Annotated in this window: 18 protein-coding genes, 1 pseudogene and 1 riboswitch; of the genes and pseudogenes, 6 read left to right on the top strand and 13 right to left on the bottom strand. The window is 44.0% G+C overall.

Features of this window, described 5'->3' with window-relative positions:
* Window positions 1-11: 11 nt before the first annotated feature.
* The 5 genes from EKN16_RS08925 to nfsA form a co-directional block, all read right to left on the bottom strand.
* On the bottom strand, window positions 12-662 hold the full coding sequence (locus tag EKN16_RS08925; protein WP_125666040.1) for a precorrin-8X methylmutase: 651 nt from the start codon (window positions 660-662) through the stop codon (window positions 12-14).
* Between the two features lie 20 nt (window positions 663-682).
* Window positions 683-1,447 carry a precorrin-6A reductase gene (gene cobK, locus EKN16_RS08930; RefSeq protein ID WP_125655553.1) on the bottom strand — a complete coding sequence of 255 codons (765 nt, stop codon included), beginning with the start codon at window positions 1,445-1,447 and terminating at the stop codon, window positions 683-685.
* Window positions 1,444-2,580, bottom strand: coding sequence for a sirohydrochlorin chelatase (locus EKN16_RS08935; RefSeq protein ID WP_125655555.1), 1,137 nt, complete (start codon window positions 2,578-2,580; stop codon window positions 1,444-1,446). Before EKN16_RS08935 ends, cobK begins: the two co-directional genes overlap by 4 nt.
* A 13-nt stretch (window positions 2,581-2,593) precedes the next feature.
* Window positions 2,594-4,396 carry a precorrin-3B C(17)-methyltransferase gene (gene cobJ, locus EKN16_RS08940; RefSeq protein ID WP_125655557.1) on the bottom strand — a complete coding sequence of 601 codons (1,803 nt, stop codon included), beginning with the start codon at window positions 4,394-4,396 and terminating at the stop codon, window positions 2,594-2,596.
* Between the two features lie 257 nt (window positions 4,397-4,653).
* A riboswitch (cobalamin riboswitch) is annotated at window positions 4,654-4,858 on the bottom strand.
* Window positions 4,859-4,937: 79 nt separating this feature from the next.
* Window positions 4,938-5,696, bottom strand: coding sequence for an oxygen-insensitive NADPH nitroreductase (nfsA, locus tag EKN16_RS08945; RefSeq protein WP_125655559.1), 759 nt, complete (start codon window positions 5,694-5,696; stop codon window positions 4,938-4,940).
* Window positions 5,697-5,873: 177 nt separating this feature from the next.
* Between nfsA and EKN16_RS08950 the strand changes: the two are divergent.
* A pseudogene (locus EKN16_RS08950) lies at window positions 5,874-6,355 on the top strand (IS1595 family transposase); the annotation flags it as partial.
* Between the two features lie 1,166 nt (window positions 6,356-7,521).
* On the opposite strand, the gene EKN16_RS08960 reads toward EKN16_RS08950, so the two are convergent.
* From EKN16_RS08960 to EKN16_RS08975, 4 genes are all read right to left on the bottom strand, one after another.
* Window positions 7,522-8,700 (bottom strand): helix-turn-helix domain-containing protein, encoded by a 1,179-nt coding sequence (locus EKN16_RS08960; protein WP_125655561.1) that lies wholly within the window; start codon window positions 8,698-8,700, stop codon window positions 7,522-7,524.
* Window positions 8,701-9,186: 486 nt separating this feature from the next.
* Window positions 9,187-9,384: a DUF6199 family natural product biosynthesis protein gene (locus EKN16_RS08965; protein WP_125655563.1), complete on the bottom strand. Its 198-nt coding sequence runs from the start codon at window positions 9,382-9,384 to the stop codon at window positions 9,187-9,189.
* Window positions 9,385-9,404: 20 nt separating this feature from the next.
* Entirely contained in the window at window positions 9,405-9,869 is a 465-nt protein-coding gene (locus tag EKN16_RS08970) for an SRPBCC family protein (protein ID WP_311547857.1), read from the bottom strand.
* A 125-nt stretch (window positions 9,870-9,994) separates the two neighbouring features.
* Window positions 9,995-11,566 carry an ABC-F family ATP-binding cassette domain-containing protein gene (locus EKN16_RS08975; protein WP_125655567.1) on the bottom strand — a complete coding sequence of 524 codons (1,572 nt, stop codon included), beginning with the start codon at window positions 11,564-11,566 and terminating at the stop codon, window positions 9,995-9,997.
* 295 nt (window positions 11,567-11,861) lie between these two features.
* Here EKN16_RS08975 and EKN16_RS08980 point away from each other — a divergent pair, with 295 nt between their 5' ends.
* Window positions 11,862-12,113 carry a type B 50S ribosomal protein L31 gene (locus tag EKN16_RS08980; RefSeq protein ID WP_125655569.1) on the top strand — a complete coding sequence of 84 codons (252 nt, stop codon included), beginning with the start codon at window positions 11,862-11,864 and terminating at the stop codon, window positions 12,111-12,113.
* Between the two features lie 102 nt (window positions 12,114-12,215).
* Here EKN16_RS08980 and EKN16_RS08985 read toward each other — a convergent pair whose 3' ends face one another.
* Window positions 12,216-13,112, bottom strand: a complete 897-nt coding sequence (locus EKN16_RS08985; RefSeq protein ID WP_125655571.1) for a LysR family transcriptional regulator — start codon at window positions 13,110-13,112, stop codon at window positions 12,216-12,218.
* A 125-nt stretch (window positions 13,113-13,237) separates the two neighbouring features.
* On the opposite strand from EKN16_RS08985, the gene EKN16_RS08990 reads away from it, so the two are divergent.
* Entirely contained in the window at window positions 13,238-14,326 is a 1,089-nt protein-coding gene (locus EKN16_RS08990) for a branched-chain amino acid aminotransferase (RefSeq protein WP_125655573.1), read from the top strand.
* Between the two features lie 209 nt (window positions 14,327-14,535).
* Window positions 14,536-14,772: a DUF3977 family protein gene (locus EKN16_RS08995; RefSeq protein ID WP_125666042.1), complete on the top strand. Its 237-nt coding sequence runs from the start codon at window positions 14,536-14,538 to the stop codon at window positions 14,770-14,772.
* On the opposite strand, the gene EKN16_RS09000 is transcribed toward EKN16_RS08995, so the two are convergent.
* A complete protein-coding gene (locus EKN16_RS09000; RefSeq protein ID WP_164522738.1) occupies window positions 14,752-15,144 on the bottom strand; it encodes an isochorismatase family protein in 393 nt (130 codons plus the stop codon). The two genes, EKN16_RS08995 and EKN16_RS09000, sit on opposite strands and share 21 nt — an antisense overlap.
* 303 nt (window positions 15,145-15,447) lie before the next feature.
* Window positions 15,448-16,338, bottom strand: coding sequence for a DMT family transporter (locus tag EKN16_RS09005; RefSeq protein ID WP_125655577.1), 891 nt, complete (start codon window positions 16,336-16,338; stop codon window positions 15,448-15,450).
* Window positions 16,339-16,521: 183 nt separating this feature from the next.
* Here EKN16_RS09005 and EKN16_RS09010 point away from each other — a divergent pair, with 183 nt between their 5' ends.
* Together EKN16_RS09010 and EKN16_RS09015 are read left to right on the top strand one after the other, a co-directional pair.
* Window positions 16,522-17,373, top strand: coding sequence for a LysR family transcriptional regulator (locus EKN16_RS09010; protein ID WP_125655579.1), 852 nt, complete (start codon window positions 16,522-16,524; stop codon window positions 17,371-17,373).
* A 285-nt stretch (window positions 17,374-17,658) separates the two neighbouring features.
* A complete protein-coding gene (locus EKN16_RS09015; protein ID WP_125655581.1) occupies window positions 17,659-18,957 on the top strand; it encodes a histidine--tRNA ligase in 1,299 nt (432 codons plus the stop codon).
* A 123-nt stretch (window positions 18,958-19,080) separates the two neighbouring features.
* On the opposite strand, the gene EKN16_RS09020 is transcribed toward EKN16_RS09015, so the two are convergent.
* On the bottom strand, window positions 19,081-19,968 hold the full coding sequence (locus EKN16_RS09020) for a carbon-nitrogen hydrolase family protein (RefSeq protein WP_125655583.1): 888 nt from the start codon (window positions 19,966-19,968) through the stop codon (window positions 19,081-19,083).
* Between the last annotated feature and the right edge of the window lies 1 nt (window position 19,969).

The raw sequence follows: 19,969 nt of genomic DNA on the forward strand, positions 1-19,969 counted from the left end.
TCTCCTATTCGTTATTCCCGATTAGCAGCCATAATGGAGATCGCGTTGATCGCTGACACGACAATAGTGCTGCCGCCTTTACGTCCAATATTCGTAATAAAAGGAATGTCCAGCTTACGCAGCTCATCCTTGGATTCGGCCGCAGACACGAAGCCAACAGGCATCCCGATAACCAAATCCGGCTTAGCAAGTCCTTCCTTAACCAGTCGAATTAGCTCAAGCAGCGCCGTGGGTGCATTACCGATGGCATAGATCCCGCCCTCCGCCGCACGAATTGCTTTACGCATGGATATAATTGCCCGCGTCGTGTTAAGCCGCTTTGCTTCCTCGATCACATCTGGATCGGAGATATAGACGTGGATGCCGCCGCCGAAACGTTCCAATCTCTCTTTGCTTACGCCAGCTTGAATCATTTGAACATCCGCTACAACAGGTCTTCCTGCTCGGATCGATCGGATACCAGCTTCAATCGCATCCCCATTGAACACGATACTTCTTCCTAATTCAAAATCGGCTGAAGCATGGATGATCCGCTGTACGATGGGATACTGCTCGGGTGTGAAACTATGTTCTCCAAGTTCCTCCGTAATAATCTCGAAGCTCTTTCCTTCAATTTCTTGCGGCTGCACGGTAAGCGGCTTGAATTCTGTACCAAAGTCCATTGTCGTCAACCCTTTCATTGTTAAAGAATTTCTTGAAGCTTATTAAGAACACCGTCGTTATCGGTATATACATTGCCAAATTCCAATTCAGGACGCGAGATAAGAAGGACATCGATATCCATAGCCAATGCAGTATTCACTTTCTCATCGACTGCTCCGATTTTTCCGCTTTCCTTGGTAATCATGACGGTTGTCCCAAACTGCCGATACAGTGCCTCATTCATTTCTGGAGCAAAAGGCCCCTGCAGGGCAATAATGTTCTTTTGCTCGACACCAAGCTGTTCGCATAGCTCCATATTGTCTTTGCGCGGCAGCATTCTTGCAACCAAACGAATCTCCGGATCCTGCAGCAGATGCTTAGCGAAGATTGGGAGTGTTTTGCTTCCGGTTGTCAGCATGATCGAACCTTTGCGCTCTTTAGCCATAAGAGCAGCCTCTTCGTAGGAAGAAACGATTGTCAGCTTCGGATGATCATTATAGACAAGAGAAGCACGTTCAAACCGGATATAAGGAAGATTCGCTTCTTGTGCCGCTCTCATCGCATTCTTATGAGCATCCTCTGCGAAAGGATGGCTGGCATCAACGACGACTTTACAATCGATATCGCGAAAAAGCTTCACCATATCCTCAAAGGTTAAGCGTCCAATTCGCACAGGAATTTCTGCTTCCTCCAAACTCTTGGCGGCATTATCCGTTACCACAGATGCCAACAGCTTGTAACCTGATTGCTGCATTCTTACAGCGAGCTCACGCGCATCGCTAGTTCCACATAAGGTGAAAATCATGATGCTGTCTCCTTATTCTTTTCAGCATGTTCTTCACGATCATGCTGCTCGTGTTTGTGGTCATCGTCGTGTTTATGGTGATCAAGATCATCATGGTGATGATCGTCGTGATGGTCGTGACTATGATCATGATTGTGGTCATGACAATGGTCATGATTATAATTGTGATCGTGACTATGCTCATCATGATTATGGTTGTGATTGTGGTCATAATGATCGTGATTGTGATGGTCATGACTACGATCATGTTCGTCGTGGTGATGATCGTGGCCATGCCCATGACCGTGATCATGGTCATCATGATGATGGTGATGCTCAAGGCCCTCTGCCGCTATTTTCCGATATTTGCACATATCACAGTTCATTACAGCACGGCCCACGAATGCCTCCTCAACACGATCAAGCAGCAAATCGATAAGACCAGGGTGAAATCCGAAATATCCAGCAAGCTTCACTTGGATATGAGGATTTAATTGCGCGAATTCCTCCGTCAATTCTTCGATTCGTTTAATTAAGACACCTGTGAATAGAAAATAAGGAAGGATATATATTTTCTTCGCGCCTAGCAGCTTGCATCGCTCCAGACCGTCAGAGAAGGTAGGCTCGGTCACACCGATAAAAGAACTCTCCACCCATTTGACTGGAACCTGCTCCCAGAGGAGGCGTGACATTTTCAGAAAATCGCTATTAGCATCACCGTCACTGCTTCCCCTGCCCAGTAGAAGTACCGCTGTAACAGGGTCTCTCTCTCCTTCAGGCAAATCATTCTTATAACCAGCTTCAGACAGACGAGTGCTCAATATATCCAGCACCTTCTGGTGTATGCCGATCGGACGTCCATAGGCAAATTCAACCGAAGGATATTTGAGCTTCGCATGATCAATCTCAGCTGGAATATGAATTTTCGAATGACCCGCTCCGAATAAAATGATTGGAACCAGTACGACTCGTGTTGCTCCTGCTTCTATGCAACGAGCAATCCCTTGCGGAATATTAGGGCTCGCAAATTCAAGAAAACAGGTCTCCACCCATTTACCCTGTGCCTGCTCCTTAACTGATTCTGCAAATCGAAGTAATTCTTCATTGCCTTCACTAACACGGCTGCCGTGGCCGATTAACAATATTGCTTCCATATCATAGTCCCCCTTAGTCTCCACAAATCGCATCAACGATAACTGGCTGCACATGTTCCTTGTGGGTAAATCCAGCAATCTGGCCCACTCGCTTAAAGAACTTATGGAACCTCTCTCCTGGGTGGCCTTTCTCCGTAAACTCCTTTAAGACAAGCTCGACTGTCTCTACTATTCTTTCTGCTGGAATACCTTCCGCTACATTCTGTCCCGCATGAGCATTACGACCGATTTGTTTGCCACCGAGGAATAAATCATAGCCGCCTTTCCGATAGACGACTCCAACATCCTCCATGACAGCTCCATAACAGGCCATACCGCACCCGTTCAATCCAACCTTTATTTCTTTATGTGTTTGAAGCCCGCTGAACCGCAGATTGAGCTCTTCCGCAATTGGAATCGCTTCGTCCTTCTCCAAATTGCAAAAATCACAAGCTTTGATTTGGACAACATCTCCAATTGGGAATACAAGTAACTGCTGGGCCTTCAGCCTGGCAACAACTGTGTCTGCATCGTCAGTTGGCAAGCGAAGAATCACCTGATGATGCGTTGTATATTCAAGTTCTCCTTCATCGCCAGCTAATTCAGCCAACAATCCGATCTGACGAGCAGTAAACTTTTTGTTTGCAATACCCGGAGCCACACCAATTTCCAAAATGGATGGGATATTATTGCGGACGATGTTCGGTTGGCGTATTGTTGGCTGCACACTTGCTAATTGGCCTTTGCCTTGAAATAGCTGCAAAGCTTCCATGGCAAGATCGGCTGCCGCCGCGCTTGAGTAGCGCTGTTGTTGTGCTTGTGCTTGTACTCGCTCCTGCTGCTGAGATGATTGCTCGGATCCTTGTTGTATAACTTGCTGTACCGTTTGCTGAGATTGTTGTTGCTGTAGTCGCTCCAACTGCTGTACATGCTCTCGTTCTTGTGCTTGCTGCTTGGCTTGCAGTTCTTCTTCCTCTAATTCACCCTCATCCCAATCCTCTTGGGCATTCAATGACCAAGGCTCTGCTTCATTTCGCAATCGCTGATGAGGCTTTAACGCCTGTACGTCAGAATTTAATGTATATTTACGCTGGTATCCACGAGGCGTAATCATTTTACCGTCATAGAGGAATGTCGAAGAATTACCTATAATAACCGTAGTTAACATGCCTATATCATGATCAAGCATGCCGCCAAGTGTAGTAATGATTATTTGTTCGCGATCTCTATAGGCACTTTTCACTAATCCAACAGGGGTGTCTGCTGAACGATGTTCCAGAATCATACGCTGTGATTCCACTATTTGACGGGTGCGGCGACCGCTTCTTGGATTATACAAAGCTATAACGAAATCAGCAGATGCCGCTGCTTCAACCCGCTTCGCGATTACCGCCCACGGCGTTAAGTGGTCACTGAGTGAAATTGTGCAGGCATCATGCATAATCGGAGCGCCGAGCAGCGAGGCACAGGAATTGATCGCGGATATTCCTGGAATAATCTCAATCTCAACCCCCGTCGCGGCTGTCCATCCTTTCTCGATCAACACTTCGTATACGAGACCTGCCATTCCATATACACCAGCGTCCCCGCTTGAGATAACAGCAACCTTTTTGCCCTGCTCCGCTTGTCGGACTGCTTCACGTGCACGACTTACCTCTTCGGTCATCCCCGTGCGAACGATAGCTTGATCCGTTATGAGATCTCTAATTAAATCCACATAGGTGTTATAGCCGATGATAACCTCGCTCTCTTGAAGAGCTTCTCGAGCCCGAGCGGTAATATGCTCAAATGAACCAGGGCCAAAACCAACCACTAGCAGTTTTCCTTTTATACTCATTCGGTTCTCTCCTCATCCTTAGCTCAACAACTTGATTATCTAGATCGTTTCTTATATGTACGCTTCTTTCTATGAACAACGATTAATCCTTTATTTACTCCAATGAGCAGGAAAAAAGGCAACAAAAAAAAGCATTCCCAGGCCTAAGAGGCTGGAAATGCTTAGGTAGACACATCGATACTAGCCGAATGCTTCCTGCATTCGAATAAACGTGTGACGCTGCCACATTCCAACACTCACCTAGTCCTCGTAGGATCACGTGTTATTAGAAATGGGCAGGTCTCCTGACTAAGGGCTCTCGTTCTCCAGTCTTCCCAGGCTAACCCAGTGACTATCTAACAGAAAACAAACAAAATATGCCCATTACAGTGGCGGGACCGTGTCGGTTTTTCACCGAGCTTCCCTATTAAGCTTACTTCCTGCCTGAGGCAGAACGCAAACACCCATTTCACTTTAACTATCGTATTCAAGAATATATGATAGAAAACTATTTGTATACCCGTAAACTAAGTATACCTTTATTTCTAGCATTCGTGTACGTCTATTCCAAAGGAAACCCCTTCTTATTCAAAAAATCTTTCATATATAGACGTTTTGGATGGGTTAGCAATTTTGCCATTGCTTCTGTCCAACGATCCTTACGCCTGCCATTCGTTCTGTCTGCGTAATAAGCTGATATTTCATTATTATATTGCTGTAATTGATCGATTAGCTGCTGATCATCTTGATTATATTCATCTTCATGATAAACATTCAAATAGGGTAATCGTGGTTTCTGATCCGGGAGGTCAGCAGGATAACCCACACTAAGACCAAATAACGGAATCACATGATTTGGTGTTTGGAGTAATTGCGATACTTCATCCAATTGGTTGCGGATTCCCCCAATGTAGCAGATGCCTAAGCCCATTGATTCCGCAGCAATAACAGCATTCTGCGCAGCTAGCGACGTATCTATAACACCAACCATAAAGGTTTCTGTTGATGTTAGTGCTCGATAAGTCTCATCAGACGGAACATCTTCCATCTCAGCAGCTAATGTAAGCCGGTGCAGATCCAAACAAAATACAAAGAAGTGACCATTCTCACTAACATAGCTTTGGTTGCCCGAGAGCACAGCCAGTTTTTCCTTCTTACTTTGGTCCTTTATTCCAATGATCGTGTAGGCTTGTACAAAGCTTGAAGTCGCTGCAGCCTGAGCGCTGTTAACGATGATACGGATTTGCTCATCAGTTAATAGTTGGTTCGTTAACGACCGTACAGAACGATGGTTCAAAATCGTCTGAATCGTTTCATTCATAACAGTTCACATCCTTTACTTGGTCAGTCTCTCTCTATTTTGCGAGATACGGAGCTTAATTACCCTTGCATTATGACATCATAACCTCTTCATAAACAATGAATACGGGTTCCTCGCCATCTTGCATCATCCCAAATAAATAAGCAGCCTCTCGGCTGCCTGAAACAGAAAGAATTTAAATATCGTGGCATTAGCAACGATCAAATATATGTATTGGTTGCTCGTGACCGTCAGAAGATGACTTTCTCTGGCGTTCTTGGGCTTGGGCGTATTCGGACTACAAAATTGGATGAAGCGATTGGTGTCATTTATGAGATTCGAACGTACTTTGTACGGATTCATGGCGGGCATTTAGTTCCTACGCCAATTCGAAAGGGTTAGACCATTACCGCTTCAAGTCCGACGGGAAACAGCGTATGAAAGGCGTTTACCACATTCAGAACGTAAACAGCTACCATAGCCGACTGAAACGTTGGATTAACCGCTTTAACGGCGTTGCAACGAAGTATCTACAACATTATTTGGCTTGGTTCCGTTATCTAGACAGCAAGGAATATGAGAACACAACGTCGAATAAGAAAAATATGTTGGTCGCCTCGTGCCTATTTACTGTAAATGAGACAAACAATAAACTTCGACGAACCGCTTCTTCTTGCTGAACTAAAGGGTAGGAGAACGGAGTAACGTGACGTACGACAATTTTGCTATAATGTGTAAAATATGGGAGTGGAACCAATTAAACCAACTTTAGAAAGCCTAAACCATTGGATTACCGAATTGCCGTCAAAATATATGCTTTGTCCGAATTTGATCTTTCTGATCGGACGCAGCCTAACAAATGGTCAAAAAAAGAAATACTAGGACACTTGTCCGACTCCGCTCTCAACAATCTGTAACGATTCGTTCGTGCTCAGTATGAAGATCAACCTTACACGGTGATTAAGTACGCCCAAAATCAGTGGGTAGAACTTATGGATTATCAGAACCTCCCAATTGATCACATCTTAAACTTATGGTTGAGTTTGAATAAGCAGATAGCCGAGGTTATTGCAGAAATTATCGAAGATAAGCTACAGAACTCATGTGAGATAGGCGAAGAACAGACTGTAACATTAGAGTGGATTATTAAAGACTACGTTGACCATTTGGAGCACCATCTCAAGCAAATTTTTCACACTCTTTAGAAATTTCTACGATATTAGAGGGGACTCAACTAACGCAGAACGATAGTTAAATTAACAGCCTTTAAAAGGGCGGTTTTCTTTAGGGGTAAAAATCAACATTAAGATCTAACATAGTTTATCTATAAAAAATTTATTTATTGAGCAAACGGTAGCAATAGGTACGCATTTGAAGTGATCTCCAGCTTTCCCCTGCTCCACACCGGACGTGCTAGTTTCCCAGCATCCGGCGTTCCATCTAACTGAATTTACTAGTTCATAAGTTCCTCGTTACTCATGGAAAATGGATTGTTAGTTCGACTCCAGTTCGCATTTTTTGCGGACCCCATGACCTGTCAGCCATGACGCACGCAGGAGTATTGGCGGGATGGTTTCAGGAAACATGGCTCCGTCATTCCCATCCTCGGTTGTAAAGTTGAGATTAATTGTAATCTCCTGCTTTTCGCGCTGTTAGGTGCTTATAGCAGAACTTGTCATACTGTCCCGTTAGCCAGTATTCGTGAGAAAACCTTATCGTACCGAGGGAGCTCAATGACTTTCATAAGAATGATTATATATCAGTTTCAGCAAAAACAAAGAACAGAAACAGAAGAGATTCAACATTACAATTGGTCTCTGTTCTCTGGATGGTGTGTTTCTTTATATTAAATGACGATATCTCGATGATTCCTGAGACTATGTAATGTTTCAATGACTTGTTTTTGAGAGTTCACAATTTCCGAAATAATGGTGGTACCCACAGTATCTATTTCTTCGATAATACTAACAGCCATTTTTTTTGAAACATTTTTCAGCAAGTTGGCCTGGGTTTTACCACTTGCTCCGCTTATGGCAGTGACCAGCGTAACTGCATCAATTTCCCTGAGCAGCCTCTGTAAAGACCTGCTATCCATCCGACCTAAGGGCTCCTCTAAAAGTGAGGTTTCTTTTGAATAGACAGGTTTGTTCTGGTTCTTGGCAATAAAAGCTTCAAGTTTTTTGAGTTGGGACTCACTATCTACGTAGAAGTGTTTGTGGATTTCTCCAATAAAATCATCACCAAAGAACGAAGAGAGTTTTTCCCGCAAAATCAAAGTATGAATGCCCTGTTGTATAGCAAGTATTCCTTCAATAATGAGAATTCTAATGAGCAGGTCCTTACCTTTATAACCTCCGCATAAAGCATAATTCAAAAGAATTTCTCTTAAGGATTCAGATTCAATCCCATCTATAAGCAACTGGAGTGACTTTTTAAAAATTTCAGACTGGAGCATATCAATTTCTGGCTCAAGGGACATAAGACCAGAATGCTTTGCTCTTTCGGATAATTCAAGTACTTTATCCAATGTACTTAATGCTTCCTTCTTATTATCATGGCTACACGCTAGTTTTTCGTAAATGTTTATATCATACATAATGGTTTTTACCTCCTCAAATATTTTTGGGTTGCTTAAGGATATGGGGCACTTCTTGCTGCATAAATGGCGATGTTTTTGCGTTAAGGAATATTCCATTTTAAAATTTAACTTTCTGTATTCACCCGGGGTTATGCCATAGTATCTTTTAAATGCCCTGCAAAATCCATCCTGAGAATCAAAACTGTATTTTGCAGCTATTTCAATAATGTTGGACTTCATCGATAATAACTCCTGTGATGCTGCCCGGAGACGCAACCGGCGTAAATATTTCATTGGTGCTTCTCCTGTGCACAGTAGAAAAAGCCTATGAAAATGATATGGAGAAAAATGCACATGTTCAGCCAAAGCCTTCAGAGATATCTCTGAAGTAAGGTTATCATTAATGTAGTTTATTCCTTCTTGAACATGTTCTGAATAATGCATCATTATCCTCCGGCTGAATCTGATGTTATGATATCATTGGAAAACTCTTGAGTTCTCGACTATTTTTGCTAATATGGATGATTTAAACTTTATGACATCTAATGGGACAATGTTCTTGACTCCTGACAGTGTTGTTGAGTTATGATGTCAGACTACAAGAAAATATAACCCAAAAAGCTATCGGATTCCATACCGATAGCTTTTGGGTTTCCTCTTATCTTCTCAAAATTCCCGTTTTATTACATTGTTATTTTTTCACTCTCATGCCCGTTCAACAGGATGCTGATTTGCCAGTAGCCTGTTGAACGGGCATGTTCAATGGAAAGCAAGGCGTTAGTGGTATAATCGGGAATATAATAATGTTCTTGTCATAAAACGGGAATGTAATAAGTTTATTGACATTGCCCAATGACAAGAAACTTATTACATTAATCAAAAAAGCCGCGGTTTCTGCGACTTTTAATGTAATATTGCTTTTGGCTTCTTACACTAAATCAGCAAAACAATAAACCCGGCGATCCCGACTATCATACAGATGATGCCACCAAACCGAGTGGACCAGTTATATAAATCAGAAGGTTCCGTAGCGTCGTTAGATTTCCAGCTCTCCGAGATCATCCAAATGAATGCGGGCTTCGTGAACATTAATAAACCGATTAAAGCAAGTATTACGAATAGAATGAACATGTCTAACCCCCTATTAATGGTTATATGTAGTTATATGTTCGTTCCGCTAATAACTTCAATTGTTTATTTCTATGATTCAAAAAGCTCCGCATATATCTCTTTAAAATGAAAACCTCTACGAAACGACCCACAAAGCCATACGGCGCTTCAAAGATTAACTCATCCTTCATTAAAGTCGTGGAGTGATTCACAGCGGTGAACGTATGACTATGTCTCAGAGTCTTGAAGGCTCCTGAAACCATTTGATCAACGAATATGAAAGGTCGGTGGAATTCAACAATCTTAGAACGAAGTTGTTGTCTAATTAGAAAATGGGTAGCTTCGAATGTGACGTGTTCGCCATCTTCAATCATACCTGTCGTTCTTCCCGCAATCGCGCGTTCTTTAGTAAACTTCCAGACGGTCTGCATATGAATATCGATATTTCTCGCTAGATCGAAACAGCATTCAAGGGGGACTTTAATTTCTATTTCAGTTTGCAGCATAATCAAGCAGCTCGCTCCTTTTACTGAGATAGAGTAACGCAACGAATGATTGTCTTACTCTAAAGCGCGGCTAGCATCAGACTGACCTTGCAGCTGATGCTCTCTCTTTGCTTATAAGTGCTGTGCTAGACATTCTGCTGACTAATGCTACCATCAGGCTCAAAGGTCAGCATCTTCGTCGCTATTTTATCAATGAAGAATCTGTCATGACTAACCGTAACAACGGCTCCTGGAAAATGAATCAAGGCCTGCTCCATGACTTGAATGCTTGTCAGGTCAAGATGGTTCGTCGGCTCGTCCAATATGATGACAGAGGCACCGGAGAGAAGGCATTTGGCCAATGCGACACGTGCCTGCTGCCCGCCAGACAAGTTACCAATGACCTTTTGCAGGTCGTTCTCCGAGAACTGCAGCATGGATAAGAACTTGTTCACTTTCTTACGCGGCGCATTCTGACCCAGTCCATAGATGTTGACCGCATGACTAACCGTATCCTTAAGGTCCAGCTCCTCCCACATCCGGTTGAAGTAGGCGTAGCTGACACCTTTTTCCCATCGGACCTTACCAGAATCAGGCTGCTCCTGACCCGTAAGAACTTTGATCATCGTGGATTTACCACTTCCGTTAGGACCAACGATAGCAATACGATCTTCTTTTTGAATATCAAAGACCACATTTTGGAATATGGTCCGGTCTTCATATTGTTTGCCGATCCCTTCCACTTGACAGAGATTATCAGGGAATCGCAGATTCTCATAAATATCAGTAATCAGCACATTCACCGGATTAGGCTCTACCCGCTTCTTCATATCAGCCAGCTTGCGTGATAATCGATCCTTGGAGGATTTCTTTTGCGCACGATTATCAATCGTCTCCGCCTCCATGATCAAGAGTTCCTCTTCCCATTCGAACTGACGATCCAACACTTTCTTGCGCAGCTTCTTTTTCTGAATATAATCGGAATAATTGCCCTCGTACTCTTGAAAATGATAGTTCTCGATCTCAATTGTCTTCGTCACGACCCGGTCAATGAACTGCCGATCATGGGAGACTAGAATCATCGCGCCGTTGAACCGGTGCAGCCATTGCTCCAGCCATACCATACCTTCCATGTCCAAATAGTTCGTCGGCTCATCGAGGAGAACCAAATCGGGCTGTTCAATAAGCATTTTGGCCAGTGCAGCACGGTTCCGCCAGCCACCCGATAATTCATCAATCGGCTGATTGCGCGACCGGTCATTGAAGCCAAGCTTCGTTAGCACAGTATCCATCTCCACCGATACCTGCCAACCATCCTGAAGCTCCATTTGCTCAAAAAGCTCCGCCTGCCGCTCCAGCAATTGGTTCATTTCATTATCATCAGCCACTTGGCCAAGCTTCTCTCCTATTTCCTTCAATTCACGTTCCATAAGCCAGATATGCTCATAGCACATTTCCAGTTCCTGCTGAACAGAATTGCTTCCGCTAAGCTCAGAGAATTGGGAGAAATAACTGACTTTAATCTTAGGATCAACCTCTACCTTACCAGCCGTCGGCTCTTCCTTACCCAGAATCAGCTTGAATACGGTCGATTTGCCCGCACCATTACGACCGATTAGGCCTATACGCTCACCCTTGCTAATCTTAAAATAAATATCTCGAAAAATTAGCGAATCCTCATATTTCTTCGTCACATTCTCCAAACGAATAATGCTCACTTCTACGCCAGCCCCTCTTATTAACACGGTCTATTCATCTAGAAAAACCAGTTAGTATCCCATTTACTTGTCCATTTCTTGCTCCTACAACAATACTCGATTTGAGAGGTTCGAGCAATGCGCGGCGGGGTGTTTAAGGTGTTCTACACTAAACATGTGGCTGAAAGTAGTTACATAGCGCAAAAGTTTATCTATGAATGATTGTCTGTATATTTTACATAAAATTTGTAAATATTACGTTGAGTATGGCTTGGAATCTGTAACATACCAATAACAAGAAAGTTTGGTGATCACGATGAGAGAAGGTATACATCCTACTTTTCACCCCGTCATATTTGTTGATTCCAGTAGTGGTTTCAAATTTCTAAGCGGTTCAACTAGATCCTCAAACGAAAAGATGGAATGGGAAGATGGCAACAGCTATCCTGTCATTCGGGTAGAAACCAGCTCGGCCTCACATCCCTTTTATACAGGCAAACAGCGTACTGTGGAGATCGGAGGACGGGTCAGCCGCTTTCAGAAACGTCTGGATTCCAAACAGCCCTAACATTGGAGTTCGCTATTGCTCGATAATATCAAACAGCAAGCAGCTAGGCACCGTTAGAGGGAGCAGCTGCTTGCTGTTTGTTTTAACCTGGGCATTCGTTTTCTATTCAACCGTTCGAAAGCTATCAATGAAATGCTGTGCACTCTTAGGAAGGTATCGATCCTTCAACCACAGAATACCAACCTCGGATTGAAAGTCAGCATCTTCAATATTCAGCATCTTCACAATCGTCGTTGGAAAAGAAGCGATGACTGATTTGGGGAACACAGTAACACCTATCCCCTCTGCAATCAGTGCCATAATTATGGCAACGCTGGAGCATTCACAGATGATATTCGGCTCGAAGCCTTGACGTCTGTACTCATTAACGACCTGCTCGTGCATACGAGTCGTATGATCCGTTTTCAATGTTAAGAATGGGAACTGGGCTAGCTCTCGCATTGAGATGGTTTGATCTCCTGTATAGGGGGTCCAATCGCTTGGCATTACGGCTACGAATGGATCTGAAGGCAGCGGAAGAATCGAGTATTGTGCCGGATACTCCAGCGCCTCGAATGGCAATCTGGCAAGTACCAGATCGAGCGTTCTCTTCTCTAGCTGCTCACCCAGCTGGAAGTGATCTCCCTCTAGGATTTTGAAAGTCACTCTTGGGAACCTTTCCCTGTACTGCTTGATTTGCTTGGGCAGCAGTGAAATACAGGAGACAACGGCGCCTATTGAAAGGACACCTCGCACCCCTTCTTCTCGCTCTTTGACTTCTTTGATCGTTTCATTAAATTGAAGCAGGAGCAGTTCGGCCTTTTGCTTCAGCAGCTCTCCTGCATCTGTTAATTTCAACCGTTTACCATTGCGATCAAAAAGTAACACACCGAGCTCCTCTTCCATAAGCTTAAGCTGACGACTTAGAGGCGGCTGCTCCATATTAAGCAGCTTGGCTGCTCTTGTGACCTGCCCTTCCTCGGCAATGGTTATAAAATATTTTAGCTGTCGCATATCCATGAACGCTCACCTCATCTATATACCTTTAAGGTATGATGATTAAATAAAATAGATATTTTAAATATAATCGATAACGTGATAGCATTCAATTAACAATAACGATTCGATTACAGGAGATGGCTAATATGACTCAAGCATTGGATATCCAGCATACGCTTACCAAGAAGATTAAACCGGATGAGGACAAGCTCGGTTTCGGCATTCATTTTACCGATCATATGTTTATTCTGGATTACACGGCGGACAAAGGCTGGCATCAGCCTCGCATCATTCCTTACCAACCCATTGTACTGGACCCGGCTGCAAAAGTATTCCATTATGGTCAAACGGTCTTCGAGGGGCTCAAAGCTTACAAAACCGAGGATGGTCGAATTCTTCTCTTCAGACCCGAGCAAAACTTACAGCGCTTGAACCGTTCAAATGAGCGTTTGAGTATCCCTTATCTGGACGAAGAGCTTGCACTCGATGCACTTAAGCAGTTAATTGTTGTCGATCAGGATTGGATTCCATCCAAGGCCGGAACTTCTCTGTATATTCGTCCTTTCATTATCGCTACTGAAGCTCTCTTGGGTGTTGCTCCATCCACTCGTTATCAGTTCATGATCATCATGTCGCCAGTCGGTCCTTATTACTCCGAGGGTGTGAACCCAGTTAAGATCTTTGTGGAATCTCAATACGTTCGCGCAGTGAACGGTGGAGTCGGTGAAGCAAAGACGGCTGGCAATTATGCAGCGGGCTTGAAAGCACAAGAAGGGGCTACAGATAAAGGCTACTCTCAAGTGCTGTGGCTAGACGGCGTTCATCGCAAATATATCGAGGAAGTCGGCAGCATGAACGTATTCTTCAAAATCAATGGAACGGTTCACACACCCGCACTAAATGGCAGCATCCTTGATGGTATTACCCGCAAATCCATCATTCAGCTTCTCAAGCATTGGAATATTCCTGTTGTAGAACGGACGATTTCCATAGAGGAGTTGTACGAGCATCACGCAAAAGGGGAGCTTGAGGAAGCCTTCGGCACAGGTACTGCAGCTGTAATTTCTCCTATTGGGGAGCTAAACTGGCAGGATCAGAAAATCTCCCTCAATGGCGGCCAGACAGGTGAACTTTCAACAAAGCTGTACCAGACCTTAACCGGCATTCAGAATGGCATACTTCCAGATCCCTTCAACTGGATGGTTGAAGCTACTGCGATCTCCTCACACTCTTAAATTCTCTGAATCTGTTCACGATCTGTTTCTGACAAATAGGAATGACAAAAAGCAGCTGGGCCCGAGGGTTCAACTGCTTTTTGCTTCGATCATCTCGTAAATCTGCACTAAGCTGCTTTGTGACTCGTTTTGTTAAATGAAGTGAAAACTATTCGCCGAAAAAGAACAATTGTTTAGTGACAAATAAATCAATGACAAGGAGTGTTTTTCTGAAATATATCGAATTTGGAATAGGAAACATGTGGATAGTTAGAACTGAAACAGAATTAGCTGATGGAACTGAGTTTGAGGAAAAAGGAATAGTTCGGCCTGTAAAGTTCCATTCATTTTATATAAGGATTTGGATAAGAAAGACTGTATTGATATTTGATTTCAGAGAAGGCTTTAAAAAAACAAAAAAGAGTCGAAATACGTTTAAAATCATATTAGGAATTATTAGTCATTAAAAACAACAATTTTTGAGAAAAAGTCATCCATAAAGAAAGACCGCTGAGAAAGAGCCGTTTTGAAGAGCTATTGTCCCCTTCTTGTTCTAAATTAGTTTCATAAAATGAATCTGGAGTCGCTTTTTGAATGACTATCTCCCCGACTTCGGGACGAATTAAAGGATTGCTTTCCCACCCTGCCGATCCATATTCCAAAGGGTTCCCTGGTCTGGCGTTTTGTTGGACATAGACGATTGGCGTTGCAGAGCAACGGGCTCTTTCAATCAGCAATCCTATGTTTCGCAACAACTGGTCAGCCTTGTATACAGGATCAGATTCAAGAAACATTCCCACCTGAATTTCAATTACCATTAAAGTGCCATTAGTTTCCATAATTATTGTCTGAGGACAATAACATATATCCATTGAGACCCGCAATCTATGCGGGTTTTTCTATATATGAATACAAGTTCTTGTCCAATCCGAAAGACAAAAACTTGTATCCTTTGCCGATTTTGACAATTACATATTCCTTTGCCGAGCCATCGATACACATCAAACTTTTACACCAGGATCGCCAATGGATCTGGATAGTTTGGGGAGTAGAATCAGGCGGGTTTTTATATTTAGATAATGGGAAAAGGCTATGGATATTTAGCTTTTAATCATCCTCCTTCACTCGCTGCTTATTTCCTATCAGCTAGCTGCTTCTACGTTTAAGCTTGCTACATTCTTGCTTCCTTCCCAATTCACAAGAAAAATCCCGACGCATATGAATGCGCCTCCTACTCCCACATACCATTGTATCTGCTCGCCAAGCAGCACCCAGCTAGAAAGCACACCGAATAGCGGCACAAGGAAAAGGAAAGCACTTGTCTTGGCGGGATCCCCATTGCGAAGCAGATAGAACCAGACGGAAAACTGAACGATTGAGCTCATGATTACCAACCACAGCAGAATCATCACTGACGTCCCTGAAAAGATGAAATAGGGATGCTCCGAAATGGCGCTTAATATGAACAGCACTACTCCCCCGGCAATCATTTGGTAAGCAGCAAGAACAGTCATGTCAAAAGTAGACCCCCACCGCTTCACAAGCAAAGTAGCTGAGGCGAAGCTTACTGCTCCTGCGAAGCTAATGAAGGTACCCGTCTGGATCCCCATGTGGAGACCGAAGGTGAACACAACTCCGATAAAGCCGACAGCCACTCCCAGCCATTGACGTTTGCGATAAACCGCTCCGGTGAGCAATGTCCCAAGTACAATAACCAACAGCGGATTCGTGCAGGTGATAATGGAAGATTCACCGGATGTGATCCAGTTCATACTGTAGTAAGCGCAGCCCATTACACCAGCGGACTGGAATAGACCGACCACTGCCGCTTGCAGCCACTGCTTCCGACCAACTGGACGTGAACGAGGTTTCTTAGAAACGATAATTGCTAAGATGACGCCAGCTAGTACGAAACGGATACCCATTAGGAAGAATGGCGGTGCATAAGAAAGGCCTATTTTCCCGACTGGAAAGGCAAGGCCCATCACCAATGTCGTTAGTAGGACAAGACCGATATACTTCCCTTTATTCATGCTGATTACCTCCGCAAATAAGTCATAACTTAATTGTAACGAGATGCAGGAATTATGTATAATGATTGTTAAAGATATAAGTCATCATTAATTGTGATAGCCAAATCAAGTTGAATTAGATTGTGAATTAGGCTACAAGTAAAGTAACACTGTAATTTAAAGGCTTTTGAGGGAGCGATACTAATGGAAAGTGCAGATCTACGTATATTTCGAACGGTTGCTCGGGAGGGTTCCATTACAAAAGCAGCCTTGCAGCTAGGTTATGTTCAATCCAATGTGACCGCACGTGTTCAGCAGCTGGAATCTGAGCTCGGAACGGTGCTTTTCTATCGACACAACCGGGGTATGACGCTATCTTCGAGCGGCAAAGCCCTTCTTGCTTATGCAGACAAAATCGTTGGTCTTTTGGATGAGGCGACCAAAGCTCTCTCCTCCTTAAGCGAGCCAAGCGGTCCGCTCATAATTGGCTCAACACAGACTGCCGCAGCCGTTCGCTTGCCAAAGCTCCTTGCTTCCTATTATGAGCAGAATCCCCGTGTACAGCTCTCATTAACGACGGGTCATTCGGAATTTCTTATGGAGAACGTGCTTCAATATGTAATGGACGGGGCATTCATCGGATGTAAGTGTACGCATCCCGACCTACAGTCCATACCAGCTTTTCAGGAGGAGCTTGTCATCGTATCTGCACCAACGATTGCAACTCTGGAGATGGCGCTTAAGAGGCCCATTCTCGTATTCAGCTCGGGGTGCTCGTATCGGGATGTGTTGAATCAATGGTTATCAACCACTGGTCTGACACAGCCAACGATTATGGAATTCGGGACGCTAGAAGCCATTCTAGGTGGCGTAACCGCAGGGCTCGGCATATCGCTAATGCCCAGATCCATCGTTAACAAAGCTGAGCTAGAGGGTACGATCCGGACTCATTCCATCCCTGCCCCCTATACACACATGACAACGGAATTTATTACCCGTAAAGACTCCTTTATTAGCAGTGCTTTACAAGCATTAATGACAATGATTACAGAGTAGTCGCAGCAGCCCCATACGTCTACTACATCCTTGCAGTAAGAAAGCCTGTTGCCATTTCACACTAAAGCACTTATAATCGTTCTAATCTACTTAAAGGAGTTCGATCATCATGTACAACAACCTGCTGAATCAACTTCATCATCACAAACAGCGTTAGCACACACTTGATACATTCAAGGTGGGCTAACGCTTCTCGCGTTGGCCTACCTGCGGCATATGAAACGCGCAGGACCACATAGGTCTGGCGCGTTTTTTGTTTTCACAAATTTGAAAGGAATGATAAAATTGCAGAATGTTAAGGGAACCAATGATTATTTTGGCAAGGAACAGGCTCTTCGTAAGAAAGTGCAAAACACGCTTCAGGAGCTGTTCGAGCTGTATGATTTTGACGGGATGGATACTACGCTGCTGAACGAACTGGAATTGATGACATCCAAATATGCGGGTGGCGATGAAATCGTAAAAGAAATGTACCAGCTAAAGGATCAGGGGCAGCGGAATCTTGCACTTCGCTATGATCTTACGATCCCCTTCGCCAAGGTAATCGCATTAAACCCCGGCCTACCGTTTCCTTATAAGCGGTACGAGATTGGCAAAGTATTCCGAGACGGTCCAACTAAGCGTGGGCGTCTGCGTGAATTTGTGCAATGTGATGTGGATGTGGTCGGGATTGCTGGACCAGCAGCTGAGGCTGAATTGATGCAGCTGGCTGCTGACGTTTTCGGTAAGCTGGATATTCCGATTGTGCTGAAGTGGAATAATCGACGTTTTCTGGGAGAAGTATTAGAGGCGCTCGGGGTACCACACTTTGAGAAGCAATCCGTCATGCTGACTCTTGATAAAATCGCCAAAGTCAGCTCAGATGGCATACGAGCTGAGCTTATCGACAAAGGGCTGAATGCTGCTATTACAACTGCTATTCTTGAGTTAATTGCGATACGTGATCTAACCTTTGACAAACTCACGGATAAATATGGATTGAAGGAAAGTGTCGGTGCTCAGGAAGTGCTTGCATTGCAGAATTTAATTACGTCCATCGGACTTGAGGACATTTGTCAATTTGACCCCTTCTTATCTCGCGGCCTGTCCTTCTATACGGGGACCGTCTATGAGATATTCGACGCCACTTACTCCTTTACTTCAAGCTTAGGAGGTGGTGGACGATACGATTCCATCATTGGTCAGCTTGTCAATAGAGACGATATCGAGTATCCAACAGTGGGTCTTTCATTCGGAATGGAATCCATTATGGCGATGCTCGAGAATCGTTCTACCGGGGTCCCACCCTCTCCCGTCGTAATTGTTCCCATTGGAGACACCATTACAGCAGCGCTGCGAGCAGCCGCTCAGCTGCGTAATTGCGGTATTCGCACAAGTGTGGATTCTGGTGGGCGAAAGTTACGTAAATTACTTGCCTCTCTCTCGAGTAAAGGCATTCGGAATATTATCTTTATAGGCGAGGATGAACAAGCCAATGCTCAAGTACGATGGAAGGACATGACCCAGAAAACAGAAAAGGTCCTTACCATTCAAGAAGCCATTACTCTTATAACCGAACAATCACAGCTATTGAGGGAAGTTTGATCCTTCCTATATGCTGAACTGAGCGTTTCGAGTAGACGATTTGGATCATTCTTCCATGCAAATAGAGTGCCCTAGGAAGGGCACCCTACGACTTGGAGACAACGTCTATATTCCTAATCAATCTTAATCTCTCGAGACGGCTTCTTCCACTTCAATCTCATATTGAGCTTGACGTCGATCGTAAAAGGGGGAAACGATGCCATGCTTATGATTATCTCTTAGAAGATACAAGTTAATTTCAGCTATGACGATCATATCTTCATTCATTTCACCAGCTTGAACGATCCCGTCGGATGTAAAAGGAAAGTCGCATGGTGTGAATACACCCGCTTGACAATAGCCTTGGTCTACCTGCGGACGTTCCTCAGTCAAAGTGCCTACGATACCGGCTAGCACGACAAAAAGCTGATTCTCAATAGCTCTTGCCTGAGCACAATGTCGGACTCGATTATAGCCAAATTCATTGTCAGTATAGGATGGGCAAAGAATAACCTCCACGCCGTTCACAGCCGCCAATCTTCCAAGCTCCGGAAATTCAATATCGTAGCATGTGAGCATCGCTATTCGTCCCCAAGGGGTCTCAATGACCTTCAGTCTTGCACCTTCCGTTAAGGCCCATCGATTCCTTTCCTCCGGCGTCAAATGCAGCTTGTTCTGTGTTTCTATTCGACCATTCGGGAAGAAAATAAATGCTTTATTGACGAATCCGGATCCTTCTCTACAAATATGAGTTCCTCCAAGAATAGTTACGTTCCATTCTCGGCTGCAGCGCTCAAAGAAATGCTTATAAGCTTTCGTTCGGTCAGCTAAATAGATGCAGGCTTCATCATGTGTCATAATCGGCTCAAGACTTAACAAATGCGCCGTCAAATATTCCGGAAAAACGATCAATTCAGCGCCGCGATCCACTGATTCCCGAATTTTATTTTCCAATCGGGACCAGAATTGTTCCTCTGAATGTAAGGCTGATAATCCATATTGGATGGTGGCTATGGTTAGCTTATTCATCATG

The organism is Paenibacillus baekrokdamisoli (assembly GCF_003945345.1).
Classification (GTDB): domain Bacteria; phylum Bacillota; class Bacilli; order Paenibacillales; family Paenibacillaceae; genus Paenibacillus_Z; species Paenibacillus_Z baekrokdamisoli.

Bases quoted from the DNA above. Each gene is read 5' to 3' on its own strand.
- EKN16_RS09000 (WP_164522738.1), bottom strand. From the start codon at position 15,144: ATGGAAACTAATGGCACTTTAATGGTAATTGAAATTCAGGTGGGAATG.
- EKN16_RS08965 (WP_125655563.1), bottom strand. From the start codon at position 9,384: ATGTTCATTCTATTCGTAATACTTGCTTTAATCGGTTTATTAATGTTC.
- EKN16_RS08925 (WP_125666040.1), bottom strand. From the start codon at position 662: ATGGACTTTGGTACAGAATTCAAGCCGCTTACCGTGCAGCCGCAAGAA.
- cobJ (WP_125655557.1), bottom strand. From the start codon at position 4,396: ATGAGTATAAAAGGAAAACTGCTAGTGGTTGGTTTTGGCCCTGGTTCA.
- EKN16_RS08935 (WP_125655555.1), bottom strand. From the start codon at position 2,580: ATGGAAGCAATATTGTTAATCGGCCACGGCAGCCGTGTTAGTGAAGGC.
- EKN16_RS09005 (WP_125655577.1), bottom strand. From the start codon at position 16,338: ATGAATAAAGGGAAGTATATCGGTCTTGTCCTACTAACGACATTGGTG.
- EKN16_RS08960 (WP_125655561.1), bottom strand. From the start codon at position 8,700: ATGATGCATTATTCAGAACATGTTCAAGAAGGAATAAACTACATTAAT.
- EKN16_RS08970 (WP_311547857.1), bottom strand. From the start codon at position 9,869: ATGCTGCAAACTGAAATAGAAATTAAAGTCCCCCTTGAATGCTGTTTC.
- cobK (WP_125655553.1), bottom strand. From the start codon at position 1,447: ATGATTTTCACCTTATGTGGAACTAGCGATGCGCGTGAGCTCGCTGTA.
- EKN16_RS09010 (WP_125655579.1), top strand. From the start codon at position 16,522: ATGGAAAGTGCAGATCTACGTATATTTCGAACGGTTGCTCGGGAGGGT.
- EKN16_RS08980 (WP_125655569.1), top strand. From the start codon at position 11,862: ATGAGAGAAGGTATACATCCTACTTTTCACCCCGTCATATTTGTTGAT.
- EKN16_RS08985 (WP_125655571.1), bottom strand. From the start codon at position 13,112: ATGGATATGCGACAGCTAAAATATTTTATAACCATTGCCGAGGAAGGG.
- EKN16_RS08990 (WP_125655573.1), top strand. From the start codon at position 13,238: ATGACTCAAGCATTGGATATCCAGCATACGCTTACCAAGAAGATTAAA.
- nfsA (WP_125655559.1), bottom strand. From the start codon at position 5,696: ATGAATGAAACGATTCAGACGATTTTGAACCATCGTTCTGTACGGTCG.
- EKN16_RS09020 (WP_125655583.1), bottom strand. From the start codon at position 19,968: ATGATGAATAAGCTAACCATAGCCACCATCCAATATGGATTATCAGCC.